Source organism: Streptomyces sp. NBC_01003, from assembly GCF_045162695.1.
Taxonomy (GTDB): Bacteria; Actinomycetota; Actinomycetes; order Streptomycetales; family Streptomycetaceae; genus Streptomyces.
Genome location: NZ_CP108707.1, coordinates 3497239 through 3511916 on the forward strand (window position 1 = coordinate 3497239; position 14678 = coordinate 3511916).

Annotated in this window: 14 protein-coding genes; 3 read left to right on the plus strand and 11 right to left on the minus strand. The window is 70.7% G+C overall.

Going from position 1 to position 14678, the window contains the following annotated elements; all coding sequences use genetic code 11:
- Positions 1-99 precede the first annotated feature (99 nt).
- The 4 genes from infB to rimP form a co-directional block, all read right to left on the minus strand.
- A complete protein-coding gene (gene infB, locus OG698_RS15925) occupies positions 100-3225 on the minus strand; it encodes a translation initiation factor IF-2 (RefSeq protein ID WP_406103625.1) in 3126 nt (1041 codons plus the stop codon).
- Between the two features lie 146 nt (positions 3226-3371).
- Complete coding sequence (locus OG698_RS15930) at positions 3372-3650, minus strand: YlxR family protein (RefSeq protein ID WP_116509242.1); 279 nt, start codon at positions 3648-3650, stop codon at positions 3372-3374.
- A 79-nt stretch (positions 3651-3729) separates the two neighbouring features.
- Positions 3730-4719, minus strand: coding sequence for a transcription termination factor NusA (nusA, locus tag OG698_RS15935; RefSeq protein WP_406103626.1), 990 nt, complete (start codon positions 4717-4719; stop codon positions 3730-3732).
- 2 nt (positions 4720-4721) lie between these two features.
- Positions 4722-5234: a ribosome maturation factor RimP gene (gene rimP / locus OG698_RS15940; RefSeq protein ID WP_406103627.1), complete on the minus strand. Its 513-nt coding sequence runs from the start codon at positions 5232-5234 to the stop codon at positions 4722-4724.
- A 183-nt stretch (positions 5235-5417) separates the two neighbouring features.
- Here rimP and OG698_RS15945 point away from each other — a divergent pair, with 183 nt between their 5' ends.
- The 3 genes from OG698_RS15945 to OG698_RS15955 all read left to right on the plus strand — a co-directional run bounded on the left by OG698_RS15945 (position 5418) and on the right by OG698_RS15955 (position 7375).
- Entirely contained in the window at positions 5418-5930 is a 513-nt protein-coding gene (locus OG698_RS15945) for a hypothetical protein (RefSeq protein ID WP_406103628.1), read from the plus strand.
- Position 5931: 1 nt separating this feature from the next.
- A complete protein-coding gene (locus OG698_RS15950; RefSeq protein ID WP_406103629.1) occupies positions 5932-6417 on the plus strand; it encodes a ferritin-like domain-containing protein in 486 nt (161 codons plus the stop codon).
- Positions 6418-6481: 64 nt separating this feature from the next.
- Positions 6482-7375, plus strand: a complete 894-nt coding sequence (locus OG698_RS15955; RefSeq protein WP_406103630.1) for an aminoglycoside phosphotransferase family protein — start codon at positions 6482-6484, stop codon at positions 7373-7375.
- 86 nt (positions 7376-7461) lie between these two features.
- Here the strand turns inward: OG698_RS15955 and OG698_RS15960 are convergent, their stop codons facing one another.
- From OG698_RS15960 to OG698_RS15990, 7 genes are all read right to left on the minus strand, one after another.
- A complete protein-coding gene (locus OG698_RS15960; protein ID WP_406103631.1) occupies positions 7462-9156 on the minus strand; it encodes a proline--tRNA ligase in 1695 nt (564 codons plus the stop codon).
- A 79-nt stretch (positions 9157-9235) separates the two neighbouring features.
- Positions 9236-9778, minus strand: coding sequence for a GNAT family N-acetyltransferase (locus tag OG698_RS15965; RefSeq protein WP_406103632.1), 543 nt, complete (start codon positions 9776-9778; stop codon positions 9236-9238).
- A gap of 40 nt (positions 9779-9818) precedes the next feature.
- The gene (locus OG698_RS15970) at positions 9819-10583 is read right to left on the minus strand and encodes an ABC transporter ATP-binding protein (protein WP_406103633.1); all 765 of its coding nucleotides are present in this window, start codon (positions 10581-10583) and stop codon (positions 9819-9821) included.
- Positions 10580-11377, minus strand: a complete 798-nt coding sequence (locus OG698_RS15975; protein WP_406103634.1) for an ATP-binding cassette domain-containing protein — start codon at positions 11375-11377, stop codon at positions 10580-10582. Before OG698_RS15975 ends, OG698_RS15970 begins: the two co-directional genes overlap by 4 nt.
- Positions 11374-12192, minus strand: a complete 819-nt coding sequence (locus OG698_RS15980; RefSeq protein ID WP_406103635.1) for an ABC transporter permease — start codon at positions 12190-12192, stop codon at positions 11374-11376. The genes OG698_RS15975 and OG698_RS15980 overlap by 4 nt, the downstream gene beginning before the upstream one ends.
- On the minus strand, positions 12189-13154 hold the full coding sequence (locus OG698_RS15985) for an ABC transporter permease (protein WP_406103636.1): 966 nt from the start codon (positions 13152-13154) through the stop codon (positions 12189-12191). The genes OG698_RS15980 and OG698_RS15985 overlap by 4 nt, the downstream gene beginning before the upstream one ends.
- On the minus strand, positions 13154-14674 hold the full coding sequence (locus OG698_RS15990; protein WP_406103637.1) for an ABC transporter substrate-binding protein: 1521 nt from the start codon (positions 14672-14674) through the stop codon (positions 13154-13156). The genes OG698_RS15985 and OG698_RS15990 overlap by 1 nt, the downstream gene beginning before the upstream one ends.
- Positions 14675-14678: the final 4 nt, after the last annotated feature.

Consider the following 14678-nt stretch of genomic DNA (forward strand, 5'->3'; position numbering starts at 1 on the left):
AACCACTTGGCAGGGACACCAGAACCGTACACGCAACGGCCGGGGCCGATCGACGGGATTTCGTCCCGCCGACCGGCCCCGACCTTCACCGTGCGCGGATCAGGCGCGCGGCTTCTCGCGCATCTCGTACGTCGCGATGACGTCGTCGATCTTGATGTCGTTGAAGTTTCCGAGGTTGATACCGCCCTCGAAGCCTTCGCGGATCTCAGTGACGTCGTCCTTGAAGCGACGCAGACCGGAGATGTTGAGGTTCTCCGCGATGACCTTGCCATCGCGCAGCAGGCGCGCCTTGGTGTTGCGCTTGACCTCGCCGGACCGGACGAGCACACCGGCGATGTTGCCCAGCTTGGACGAGCGGAAGATCTCGCGGATCTCCGCCGTGCCGAGCTCGACCTCTTCGTACTCCGGCTTGAGCATGCCCTTGAGGGCCGCCTCGATCTCCTCGATGGCCTGGTAGATCACCGAGTAGTAGCGGACGTCTACGCCCTCGCGGTCCGCCATCTGGGCCGCGCGGCCCGCAGCGCGGACGTTGAAGCCGATGACGATCGCGTCGGAGCCGGTCGCCAGGTCGATGTCCGACTCGGTGACGGCACCCACGCCGCGGTGCAGGACGCGGATGTCGACCTCTTCGCCGACGTCGAGCTGGAGCAGCGAGGACTCGAGAGCCTCCACCGAACCGGACGCGTCGCCCTTGATGATGAGGTTGAGTTCCTGCACCAGACCGGCCTTGAGGGCCTCGTCCAGGTTCTCCAGGGAGAACCTGACGCCACGCCGCGCGAAGTTGGCGTTGCGCTCGCGAGCGGCACGCTTCTCGGCGATCTGACGGGCCGTACGGTCCTCGTCGACCACCAGGAAGTTGTCGCCGGCACCCGGGACGTTGGTGAGACCGAGGACGAGGACGGGGGTCGAGGGACCCGCTTCCTCGACGTTGTTGCCGTTGTCGTCGAGCATCGCGCGGACACGGCCGTACGCGTCGCCGACGACCATCGTGTCACCGATGCGCAGCGTGCCGCGCTGGACGAGGACGGTCGACACGGCACCGCGGCCACGGTCGAGGTGGGACTCGATCGCAATACCCTGCGCGTCCTGCTCCGGGTTGGCCCGCAGGTCGAGCGAGGCGTCCGCGGTCAGGACCACGGCCTCGAGCAGGGAGTCGATGTTCAGACCCTGCTTGGCGGAGATGTCGACGAACATCGTGTCGCCGCCGTACTCCTCGGCCACCAGACCGAACTCGGTGAGCTGACCGCGCACCTTGGTCGGGTCGGCACCCTCGACGTCGATCTTGTTGACCGCGACGACGATCGGCACGCCGGCCGCCTTCGCGTGGTTGAGCGCCTCGATCGTCTGCGGCATGACGCCGTCGTTGGCCGCGACCACGAGGATCGCGATGTCGGTCGACTTCGCACCACGGGCACGCATGGCGGTGAACGCCTCGTGACCCGGGGTGTCGATGAAGGTGATCCGACGCTCTTCCTCGTTGACCTCGGTGGAGACCTGGTACGCACCGATGTGCTGCGTGATACCGCCGGCCTCACCCGCGACGACGTTCGTCTTGCGGATGGTGTCGAGCAGTCGGGTCTTACCGTGGTCGACGTGACCCATGACGGTCACGACCGGCGGACGCGCGACGAGGAACTCCTCGCCACCCTCGTCCTCGCCGAACTCGATGTCGAAGGACTCGAGCAGCTCGCGGTCCTCCTCCTCGGGGCTGACGATCTCGAGGATGTAGTTCATCTCATCCGCGAGGAGCTTCAGCGTCTCGTCGGAGACGGACTGCGTGGCAGTGACCATCTCGCCGAGGTTCATCATCACGGCGACGAGCGACGCCGGGTTGGCGTTGATCTTCTCCGCGAAGTCGGTGAGGGAGGCACCGCGCGACAGACGGACGGACTGTCCGTTGCCGCGAGGCAGCATGACGCCGCCGACCGACGGGGCCTGCATGGCCTCGTACTCCTGGCGCCTCTGCCGCTTCGACTTACGGCCACGACGGGCGGGCCCGCCGGGACGGCCGAACGCACCCTGCGTGCCACCACGGGCACCGGGACCACCGGGACGACCGCCACCGGGACGACCGGCGAAACCGCCACCGCCACCGGGACGACCTGCGAAACCGCCACCGCCGCCACCGGGACGACCGGCGAAACCGCCACCGCCGCCACCGGGACCGGCCGGACGACCGGCGAAGCCGCCGCCGCCACCGGGACGACCGCCGCCGCCACCCGGGCGACCGCCGCCGCCGGGACCACGGCCACCGCCGGGGCCACCACCGGGACGCGGGCTGCCGGCAGCGGGACGCTGCGGCATCATGCCCGGGTTCGGACGGTTACCACCGGGGGCACCACCCGGACGCGGAGCGCCGGCCTGCGGACGGGGCATGCCGCCCGGAGTCGGACGGGCGCCGCCCTGACCACCCTGCGGACGCGGGGCGCCACCGGGGCCACCCTGCGGACGCGGGCCGCCGGGGCCACCCTGGCCGCCGCCGGGACGCGGGGCACCGCCGGGACGGGGCGCCTGGGGGCGCGCCATGCCGGTGGAGCCACCAGAGGTGAACGGGTTGTTACCGGGACGCGGGCCGGCGGGACGACCGCCGGGACGCTGGCCCTGACCCTGGCCGCCGGGGCGCGGAGCACCCTGACGGTCGCCACGGTCGCCGCGCTCGCCACGGCCCTGACCCTGAGCACCCTGGCCGGGACCGGCCGGACGGGCGCCACCGGGCTTGGGGGCACCGGGACGGGCACCCGGACGCGGGCCGGCTGCCGGGGAGGCCGCGGGGGCCTGGGCAGCGGGAGCGGCCGGAGCCGCGGGCGGCGCCGTGAACTCGGGCGCGGCCGGGGCCGGAGCCGCGGGACGCGGAGCCGGCTTCGGGCCGGGCGTCGGACGCTGACCGGCGGCCGGGGTCACCGGGGCGGCGGCAGCGGGCTTCTCCGCGGCGGACGGCCGAGGAGAAGGCGCAGCCGGCGGGCGCGGAGCAGCAGGCTTTGCGGCCTGCGCCGGAGACGGCGCCGGACGGGCCGGCGAGGGCTTCGCGGGCGCGGCCTTGCGGGCGGCGGGCTTGCCGCCGCCACTGCCCTGCTGGAGGGCGTCAGTCAGCTTGCGTACTACAGGCGCCTCGATCGTCGAGGACGCCGAACGGACAAATTCACCGAGTTCTTGGAGCTTGGCCATGACGACCTTGCTCTCCACCCCGAACTCCTTGGCGAGTTCGTATACCCGGACCTTAGCCACTTCGCTCCTTTTAGGTCCGGGTTACGCCGGACCGTCGCTACTTCATGGGCGTACTCATCGCGTGCTCATCGAGTGCTCATCGCAATCTCGACCTACTTCCAACTCGCGGGGGTACCAGGACCGCACGGGGTCCCGTACGGCACGTTCTACGGTGTTACCTGCTCGACGCGGTGGCGCAAGGCCTCCGTATCGAACGGTCCAGGGGCTTTGAACGCCCTCTGGAACGCCCGGCGGCGGACCGCCAGGTCGAGACAGACCAGGGCGGGATGCACATACGCACCCCGGCCGGGCAGCGTACCGCGATGATCGGGGACACATTCACCCTCGATCACCACGATGCGCAGCAGATCGCTCTTGGCCGTTCGCTCCCGGCACCCCACACACGTGCGCTCTGGGCATGCACGGGCATGCGTCCGGCCAGACACGCTTAAGTCTACCTCCCCGTATCGACCTCACCCCTTTGGGGCAAAAATCGAACGGTTGTTGTCGTGATCTTTGCGGTGGCTACTCCGCCGGCTGCTGCTCGGTGTCCGGACGGATGTCGATCCGCCAGCCGGTGAGCCGCGCGGCGAGGCGGGCGTTCTGGCCCTCCTTGCCGATGGCGAGCGACAGCTGGTAGTCCGGCACGATCACCCGCGCGGAGCGGGCGGCCATGTCCACGACCTCGACCTTGGACACGCGCGCCGGGGACAGGGCGTTGGCCACCATGTCCGCCGGGTCGTCGGACCAGTCGACGATGTCGATCTTCTCGCCGTTGAGCTCGGCCATGACATTGCGCACACGGCCGCCCATCGGGCCGATGCAGGCGCCCTTGGCGTTCAGGCCGGAGCGGGTCGAGCGGACCGCGATCTTCGTGCGGTGCCCGGCCTCGCGCGCGATGGCGCAGATCTCGACGGAGCCGTCGGCGATCTCGGGGACCTCGAGCGCGAACAGCTTCTTCACCAGGTTCGGGTGCGTGCGCGACAGGGTCACGGAAGGACCGCGCACACCCTTCGCGACGCGCACCACGTACGAGCGAAGGCGCGTGCCGTGCTGGTACTCCTCGCCCGGGACCTGCTCCTGCACCGGCAGGATGGCCTCGAGCTTGCCGATGTCGACGAGCACGTTCTTCGGGTCGCGGCCCTGCTGGACCACGCCCGTCACGATGTCGCCCTCGCGGCCGGCGTACTCGCCGAGCGTCGCGTCGTCCTCGGCGTCGCGCAGCCGCTGCAGGATGACCTGCTTCGCGGTCGTCGCGGCGATGCGGCCGAAGTCGGACGGGGTGTCGTCGAACTCCCGGGCCTCCTGGCCCTCTTCGAGGTCCGCCGGGTCCTCCTTCGCCCACACCGTCACATGTCCGCTCTCACGGTCGAGGCGCACGCGCGCGTGGCGACGGCTTCCCTCGGTGCGGTGGTAGGCGATGAGGAGGGCCGACTCGATCGCTTCGACCAGCAGGGAGAAGGAGATCTCCTTCTCTCGCACCAGACCCCGCAGGGCACTCATGTCGATGTCCACGGCTACGCCTCCTCTGCATTCTCTTCGTTCTTGTTCTTACGGTTGAACTCGACCTGGACGCGCGCCTTGGCGACGTCGTCGAAGGTGAGCCTGCGGGCGGTGGGCTTGCGCCCCTTCACGCCGGGCACCTCGAGGTCCAGGCCCTCGTCGTCGACCTTCAGGATCCGCGCGACGAGCTCGGTGTCGGCGCCGTCGGCCAGTTGGAACTTGACCAGGCGGTCGACCGCGCGCACGTAGTGCCGGTGCTCGGTCAGCGGCCGCTCGGCGCCGGGGGTGCCCACCTCGAGGTCGTACTCGCCCTCGCCCATGGCGTCCGTCTCGTCGAGCTTCGCCGAGAGCGCGCGGCTCACATCGGCGACCTGGTCCAGATCGGCTCCGGAATCGGAGTCGACGACGACTCGCAGCACTCGCTTACGTCCGACCGATGCCACTTCGATCTCTTCGAGATCGAGGCCCTGAGAGCTCACGAGCGGTTCCAGTAGTGACCGCAGCCTCTCGCTCTGGGTGGTGCTCATCCGGGTGACTCCTCGGCCGCGTGTGCTGTTGTGGTCTCGTCGTGTGTCAGGTCAAAGGGTATCCGGTCCAGGGGGGTGTTGCCGTCCACCGGACGTGGGCCGAAGGTACGGTGATCACCGGGCCTGCCGCCCGCCGCTCCTGCTGAATCCTTCCTGCCATCCTTCCTGCCGAGGACGTCTGCCGTGCCGTTGACCACTGGGGCCCCCGCGGGGCCGCGTAGAAGGAGCCTGCTGGCCTCGGCGGCCGGGGCCGCGCTCCTGACGGGCTGTTCCGACGGCGAGGACCCCGCTTCGGACGGTGCCAGGGGCGCGCGCAGCGTGTCCGCCGCGCAGCGGATCAAGGCGCGCGCGGCCCGCGACAGCGGCGACCTGCTCGACCGTTACGAGGCCGCGCTCGCGGCCCATCCGGCCCTGGCCGCACGGCTCGGCCCGTTGCGCGACGAGGTGGCCCGGCACGCGAAGAGCTTCGGTGCGGCGGCGCGCCCGGCGGCACCGGCCTCGGCCTCCCCGTCCCCGTCACCGTCCGCCTCTCCGGCCTCCGAGAAGGACACCGTGCGGGCGCTGGCGACGGCCGAGCGGGAACTCGCCGACCGCCGTGCGGCCGCCCTGCTCGACGCCCCCGCCGAACTGGCGCGCCTGCTCGCCTCGGTGGCCGCCGCGGGCGCCGGACACGCGTATCTGCTGACGAAGGACTGACATGGCCGACAAGGGCGACAAGCAGCTTCTCTCCGCGCTCCAGGCGGCATTGGCCGCCGAGCACGCGGCTGTTTACGGGTACGGCGTCGTCGGCGGCCGGATCAGCGAGAGCCGCAGGCCCGAGGCGCGCACCGCGTACGACTCCCACCGGGCGCGCCGTGACGACCTGCGGCGCACGGTCCGCGACCTCGACGGCGAGCCCGAGCCGTCGGCAGGTGCCTACGCGCTGCCCTTCCCCGTGCCGGACTCGGCGGCGGCGGCGCGGCTCGCGGCGGACATCGAGGACCGCGTCGCCGGCGTCTACTCGGACCTGGTGCGGGCCTCCGAGGGCGCGCGGCGCAGGGGCGCGGCGGACGCGCTGCGGGAGGCGGCGGTGCGCGCGGTGCGGTGGCGGGGCGGCAGCGTAGCCTTCCCTGGTCTCGCCGAGCGGTCCGCGGCGCCCCAGGCGTCCGCGACACCGCAGGCGTCCGCGACACCGCAGGCGTAGCCGCCACGGTCACACGTACCGCCGCCGTCACGGGGACGGTCACGGGGAAGGGAGTTGCTCGCACATGTCTTTCGAACCGCCGAAGCGGCTGGTCAACGCGCTCGGCGAGGTGCGGGACGACGGGGCGTCCGCGTGGCTGGCGAGGGTGCCGGAGATCCTTCAGGAGGCCGTGGAACGGCTCGAGTTGACGGTCGAGCGGGTGCATGAGCCCGGTGGGCGCAGCAGTCTCGTCGTCCTAGTGCGGCGGGCCGACGGAACGCCCGCCGTCCTCAAACTGGCGCCGGAGCGCTTCCGCCCGGAGGCCGAGCACGCGGCTCTCACGCACTGGAACGGGTTCGGGGCGGTGCAACTCCTCGGCGACGGCGGTGACCTGCTCCTGGAACGGCTACACCCCGAGGTGTCGGTGCGCTCGCTGCCCGAGGCCAAGGCGCTCCTCGAGGCGGCCGGCACGCTGCGCAGGCTGTGGGTGGAACCGCCGTCGTGGCGTTCCTGCGAGACGGTCGCCGACCGGACGGGCCGTCAGGCCGAGGCGATGCGCGCCACCGCAGCCACGGAGCCGGATGTCGCGCCCCTCGTGGACGCGGCGCTCACGGCGCGGGACGAACTGCTCGTGGCGCCGCCTGAACTACGGCTGCTGCACGGGACGTTCCGGCAGAGCAAGGTGCTGGCCGGGGAGCGGACGCCGTGGCTCGCGGTCGGTCCCGACCCGGTGGTCGGCGAGTGCGCCTTCGACCTCGCTCGGCTCGTCAGGGACCGGGTGGAGGACCTGATCGCGTCGCCGTCCGGTGCGGCGACGACGCGGCGGCGCGTGAAGCGGCTCGCGGAGTCCCTCGATGTGGACCAGGAGCGGCTGCGCGGGTGGACGCTGTTCCGGGCGGTGGAGTCCGGTGTACGGGCGCTGCGTGTGGGACGTGGGCGGGATGCGGAGTTGTTGCTGGAGTTTGCGAGCTGGCTCTGACGGTGGTCCCGTGCGGGCCGGACGGGCTCGTCACGGAGCATGACTGAGGGCCGGGACAGAACGTCCCGGCCCTCAGTGCTTGCGGATCAGGCCGTGAGGCGGGCGATGGCCTCCTCGACCGTCACTTCCTCGCGCTCGCCCGTCTTGCGGTCCTTCAGTTCCACGATGCCCTCGGCCGAGCGGCGGCCGGCGACGAGGATCTGCGGGACGCCGATGAGCTCGGCGTCGGTGAACTTCACGCCCGGCGAGACACCGGCACGGTCGTCGACCAGGACGCGGACGCCGGCGGCGCCCAGCTTCTGGGAGACGTCGAGCGCCAGCTCCGTCTGGAGGGCCTTGCCCGCGGCGACCACGTGGACGTCGGCCGGGGCGATCTCCTTGGGCCAGCACAGGCCCTTGTCGTCCGCGGTCTGCTCGGCGAGGGCGGCCACGGCGCGGGAGACGCCGATGCCGTACGAGCCCATGGTCACGCGGACCGGCTTGCCCTGGTTGCCGAGGACGTCGAGCTGGAAGGCGTCGGCGTACTTGCGGCCGAGCTGGAAGATGTGGCCGATCTCGATGGCGCGGTCGAGGCGCAGGCCGGTGCCGCACTTGGGGCAGGGGTCGCCCGCCTCCACCACGACGACGTCGAGGTAGTCGTCGATCTCGAAGTCGCGGCCCGCGACGACGTTCTTCGCGTGCTTGCCCGGCTTGTTGGCGCCGGTGATCCAGGCCGTGCCGGCGGCGATGCGCGGGTCGGCGATGTAGCGGACCTTCTCCAGGCCCTGCGGGCCGACGTAACCGCGTACGAGGTCGTCGCGGCCCTCGAAGTCCTCGGCCGTGACGAGCTCGACGACGGCCGGGGAGAGGTGCTCGCCGAGCTTGCCGAGGTCCACCTCGCGGTCGCCGGGCACGCCCACGGCGACGATCTCGCCGTCGACCTTGACCAGGAGGTTCTTCAGGGTGGCCGAGGCCTGGACGCCGAGGTGGGCAGCGAGGGTCTCGATGGTCGGGGTGTCGGGGGTGTCGAGCTCCTCGACGGCCGGGTGCTCGGCGCTCGCGGGGGCCGGGGCGGCGAAGGTGACGGCCTCGGTGTTGGCGGCGTAGTCGCAGGCCGGGCAGTCCACGAAGGTGTCCTCGCCGGCCGGGGCCGGGGCGAGGAACTCCTCGGAGGCCGAGCCGCCCATCGCGCCGGACACGGCGGAGACGATGCGGTGGTCGAGGCCGAGGCGCTCGAAGATCTTGATGTACGCCTCGCGGTGCAGGGCGTACGACTCGGCCAGGCCCTCGTCGGTGGTGTCGAAGGAGTACGAGTCCTTCATGAGGAACTCGCGGCCGCGCAGGATGCCGGCGCGCGGGCGGGCCTCGTCGCGGTACTTCGCCTGGATCTGGTAGAGGATCACGGGCAGGTCCTTGTAGGACGAGCACTGGTCCTTGACCAGCTGCGTGAAGATCTCCTCGTGGGTCGGGCCGAGGAGGTACTCCGCGCCCTTGCGGTCCTTGAGGCGGAACAGCTCGGGGCCGTACTCCTCCCAGCGTCCCGTCGCCTCGTAGGGCTCCTTGGGCAGCAGGGCCGGGAGCAGGACCTCCTGGCCGCCCATGTCGTCCATCTCCTCACGGACCACGCGGGCGACGTTCTCGAGGACCTTCTTGCCCAGCGGCAGCCAGGACCAGATGCCGGCGGCCGTGCGGCGCACGTACCCGGCCCGGACGAGCAGCTTGTGGTTGAGCGTCTCCGCGTCGGCCGGGTCGTCACGCAGTGTCTTGACCATCAACCGGGACATGCGCTGGACCTGGGCCATGATTTTGACTCCTGCTGCGAAAGATAGGGATGTGCAGGAGGTTAGCCGGGTCCGTCCCGCGCCCGGAAATCGGCTGCCCTCAGCGACGCAGCGGGAGCCGTGCACCCATGACCGCGTAAGGCCGGGGAGCGCTGGGGAAGAGCACCTGCCGGGCGAGGTCCTCGTAGCCGAGGGAGTGGTACAGGCCGCGGGCCGGGCTGTCGAAGTCGATGGCCGAGAGGATCGACCTGGGCTCGTCTGCGCTGTCCGTGATGGTCGTGATGAGGGACCGGCCGATCCCGCGGTTCTGGTAGCGGGGATGGACGTGCAGCTCGGTGATCACGAAGGAGTCGTCGAGCCACTGGTCCAGCGCGCGCGTGCGCAGATAGGGCTCCACCACGGTGGACCACCAGTGGGCGCGGTCGTTCGGCATGCCGTAGACGAAGCCGACGAGTCGGCCGCCCTCGGTGTGGGCGCCGAGGGCGCGCGCTCCGGGGTAGGTGAGGTGCCGCAGCACGATCTGGCGGCGCACGGCGATCTCGTCGTCGCTCAGGCCGAAGGCGTACGCCTGCACGGCCAGTGCCTCGTCCACGTGTTCCGCGAGGTCGAGAGGCCCGATGGTGACGACGTCGTCCTGGGTCATGACGGGGAGACTACAGGGCCGTCCGGCGGCGCTCAGCTGATCAAACAGGCAGCCGGGGAACGCTGTCGAGCAGCCGCCGCGTGTAGGGGTGTTCGGGCGATCCGAGCACGTCACGGGTCTGACCCTGCTCGACGACGCGTCCGCGTTCGAGTACGGCGGTCCGCTCGCACAGGGCGGCCACCACGGACAGGTCGTGGGAGACCATGACGATGGTCAGGCCCCGCTCCTGCTTGAGCTCGCCGAGCAGGTCGACGACCTTGACGCGGGTGGTGACGTCGAGCGCGCTGACGGGTTCGTCGGCGAGCAGGACGCGCGGGTCGCACACGGTGGCCCTGGCGATGGCGATGCGCTGGCGCTGCCCGCCGGAGAACTCGTGCGGGTAGCGCGACGCCGCGTCCGCCGGGAGTCCGACCTGTTCGAGGGCCTCGGCGACCTTCGCGTGCGCGGCGGCGCCGGTGGCCACGCCGAGCGAGCGCAGCGGCTCCGCGACGATGCGGCTGACGCGCTGGCGCGGGTCGAGGGAGGCGTACGGGTCCTGGAAGACGCACTGCACGGAGCGGCGGAAACGCCGCATCTGCGCGCGGTCGCCGAGCCGCAGCGGGTCCCCGTCGAAGCGGACGGTTCCGGTGGTGGGGCGGGCGAGGCCGAGGAGCAGCCGGAGCAGGGTCGTCTTGCCGGCCCCGGACTCGCCGACGAGGGCGAGGCTGTGGCCCGCGTCGACGGTGAGGGAGACGTCCTCGACGACGGGCGCCGCGGCCCCCCGGTAGGTGTGTCCGACCGAGTCGAGTTCGAGTACGGCGGTCATCGGGGCTCTCCCAGGTCCAGGGCGGATTCGAGCTTCCGCGCGCTGTCGACGAGCGCCTTCGTGTACGCCTGCCGGGGCGCGCGCACCAGGTCGCGTACCGTCCCGTCCTCGACGGCGCGCCCGTCCTTCATCACGAGGACGCGGTCGGTCACGCGTGAGACGACGGCCAGGTCGTGGCTGACGAAGAGGACGGCCATCCCGCGCTCGCCGACGAGGGTGTCGAGGAGTACGAGCATCTCGGACTGCACGGTGACGTCGAGCGCGGTGGTCGGCTCGTCGGCGATGAGCAGGTCGGGCTCGCAGGCGAGCGCCATGGCGAGGGCCACGCGCTGGCGCTGGCCGCCGGAGATCTCGTGCGGGAACGCGCGGGCGATGCGCCCGGGTTCGGGCAGCCTGACCTGTTCGAGGGCTTCGGCGACGGCCTTGCGGAGCGCGTCGCCCTTGAGGCCTCGGCGGCGCAGCGGTTCGGCGAGCTGTCTGCCCACGCGCATCAGCGGGTCGAGCGCGGTCAGCGGCTCTTGGAAGACGATCGCGGCGGCGCTGCCGCGGACGCCCACGAGCCGCTTCTCGCTCGCCCCGACGATCTGGGTGCCGTCGAGTTCGACGCTGCCCGTGGCGGTCATCCCGTCGGGGAGCAGGCCGAGCACGGCGAGGGTGGTGAGTGACTTGCCGGACCCGGACTCGCCGATGAGGCCGAGCCGTTCGCCCCGGTCGACGGAGAAGCTGAGGTCGGAGACGAGGGCGCGGCCGTCGCTCGTGCGGATGGTGAGGTCGCGTACGTCGAGCAGGCTCATGCCGCCGTCCTCCTGCGCCGGGCCGGGTCGAAGGTGTCGCGCAGGCCGTCGGCGACGAGGTTGACGCCGATGACGAGCAGGACGAGGAGGATGCCGGGCGCGAGCGCTCCCGCCGGCGCGGTCGTGAACGTCGCCTGGGCCTCCTGGAGCATGCGTCCCCACGAGGCGTTGGGCGGCGGGGCGCCGAGGCCGAGGTAGGACAGGCTCGCCTCGGCGAGGACGGCGAGGCCGAACTGGAGCGCCAGGTTGACCACGAGCGTCGGCCAGATGTTGGGCAGCACGTGCGCGCCGACGATCCGCGGCCACGAGGTGCCGGAGGTGCGGGACGCGGTGATGTAGTCCTGCGCAAGGACGCGTTTGACCAGGATCCGGGTCAGCCGCGCCACGATCGCGCTCTGCGCGATTCCGATCGCGAGGACGGCCGAGGTGAGGGTCGCCGAGCGTGCGGAGACGATCAGCATGGCGAGCAGCAGCGTGGGGAACGCGATGAGGATGTCGAGCAGGGCCGAGACGGTGTCGTCGAACCAGCCCTGCGCGAACGCGGCTATGAGGCCGAGCGTGATGCCGACGACGGCGGCGATCACTACGGAGCCGAGCCCGGCCGCGATCGCGATCCTGGATCCGGCCATGAGCTGCGTCAGCAGGTCGCGGCCGAGTTTGTCGGTGCCTATCAGGTGTCCGTCGCCGGGTCCGGCGAGCCGTCCGCCGGAGGTGTCCGAGGGGTCGTAGGGCAGCCAGAACAGGGAGACGAGCGCGACGAGGGCGATGAGGCCGGCGAGGACGCACCCCGTCCACAGGGTCGCGGAACGCTTCATCGGACGCCTCCCGAGAGCCGGTGGCGCAGCCGTGGGTCGACGATCCGCTGCACGAGGTCGGCGGCGAAGCCGATGAGCAGCACCGCGAGGGTGGAGACGAACAGGACGCCCTGGATGACGGGGTAGTCGTGCTGGGCGATGCCGGTGGCGAGCAGGGAGCCGAGCCCCGGCAGCGCGTACACCGACTCGACGACGACGGCGCCGAGCAGGGTCGACGCGAGTTCGATGCCGAGGATCGAGATGACCGGCACGGAGGCGTTGCGCAGTCCGTGGCGCCACATGGCCTGTCCGAAGGAGGAGCCGAGGGCGCGCGAGGTGCGCAGGTAGTCGCTGTCGAGGACGTCGAGCGTCGCCGATCTGACGTAGCGGATCAGGGACGCCGACATGACCAGGGCGATGGTGACGACGGGCAGTACGAGGGAGCGGATCGCCTGTGCGGGGTCGGACCAGCCGTCCTGCGGGAAGCCGCCGGACGGCAGCCAGCCCGCGTTCAGCGCGAACACGGCGATGAGGATCATGCCGAGCCAGAACACCGGGACGGCGATGCCCAGTTGGGACACTCCGCTGAGCAGGGCGCCGTACCAGGTCCGGCGCTTGTACGCGGCGACGAACCCTGCCGGGACCGCGATCAGTACGGCGAGCACGAACGCGGACAGGGTCAGCGGCACGGTGACGCTCAGGCGCTGGGTGACCTCGGGGCCGACGGGCAGCGAGCTGACGAAGGACGTGCCGAGGTCGCCGGTCGCGAGCTGGCCTGTCCAGTGGGTGAACTGCTCGGGCAGTGGTTTGTCGGAGCCTATGGAGTGCCGCGCCGCCGCGATCTGCTCCGGCGAGGCGCCCACGGAGGTGAGCGCGTTCGCCGGGTCGCCGGGCAGCATCCTCAGAAGGACGAACAGCACGACGCTCGCGAGGACCAGGGAGACGACCAGGAAGGCGAGGCGGCGCAGGAGATAGCCGGTCATCAGCCCTTCTTGATGTCGTACGCGAAGAACTGCGAGTTCAGGCCGTTGACCGGGTAGCCGGACAGCTTGCTGCTCGCCACGACGATCTGCGGGTACAGGTACAGCCAGTCGCTGGCTGCGTCCTCGGCGGTCTTGCGGTTGACCTTCTTGAGGAGGTCGGTCTGCGCCCCCGTCGACGATGCCTTCTCGGCGTCCTCGACCCACTTGGTGACCTGCTTGTTGTCGTAGCCCCAGTAGAAGTCGGGGTTGCCGTACCAGACGACGTCGCGGTCGTTCACGTGCTCCTGGAGCGTGGCCGAGAAGTCGTGGTTCTTGTAGACCTTCGTGTACCACTCGTCGGGCGTGATCGTGTTGATCTTGACCGTGATACCGACCTTGGCGAGCTGCGACTTGATGAAGGTGGCGGCCGTCGGGTGCGGGTCGTAGTTCGGGGTGTCCAGCGTGAAGCTGAAGCCCTTCGCGTAACCGGCTTCCTTCAGCAGCTTCTTGGCCTCGGTCGGGTCGTACGCATTGACCTTGGTCAGGTCCTCGTACCAGGGGTCGGTGGGCGGCACCATCGACCCGATCTCCTTGCCGTAGCCGCCCCAGACGGACTCGAGGAGCTTCTTGTCGTCGATCGCGGACGAGACGGCCTTGCGGACCCTGACGTCCGTGAAGGGCTTGGCCCTGTCGTTGAAGGCGAGGAGGAGCTTGGTCGTCGAGTTGCCGTCGTTGACCTTGTAGTTCTGGTTGGACTTGAACTGGTCGAGGGCGTCGGGCGACTGCTCGCTGGTGACGACGTCGACGGCGTTCGTCATGAGCGCGTTGTTCAGCGCGGTCGCGTCCTTGTAGTAGTGGAGGACGACCTGCTTGTTCGTGGCGGCGGTGCCCCAGTAGCCGGGGAACCGGTCGAGGCTGAGCGCCGAGCCGCGCGTCCACTTGCCCAGCTCGTACGGGCCCGTGCCGTCCTCGGTCGTCTTCAGGTTCTTCGCCTGGTCGTTGATGATCCAGACGTAGGACAGGTTGTAGACGAAGGAGATCGACTTCTGCTTCAGCGTGACCTTCACGGTCTTCGCGTCGGGGGTGTCGACCGACTTGATGACCTCAAGATTGCTCTTGCGCGCGGACTGCGAGTCCGGCGCGATCACCTTCTCCAGGCTGTACTTGACGTCCTTGCTGGTCAGCGCCTTGCCACTGTGGAACTTCACGCCGTCGCGCAGGGTGAAGGTGTAGGTGAGCCCGTCGCCGGAGACCTTGTGGTCCTTGGCGAGGAGGTTCTCGACCTTGCCGTCGTCGGTGAGCTTGAACAGGCCCTCGTACACATTGCCGTTGAGCGCCTCGGTGACGCCCTGGCCGCCGCCCCCGGTGTTGTCCAGGTTCTGCGGCTCGTACAGGGAGCCGATGTTGACCGTGGCGTTCTTGTCGTACGCGCCACTGCCGCCGCTGCTGTTGTTTTCGCCGGAGCCACCGCACGCGGCGAGCGTCACGGCGAGGGCGACGGTGAGCACACCGGCGGACAGGGGCTTCTTGGGGAGGTTCATGGGG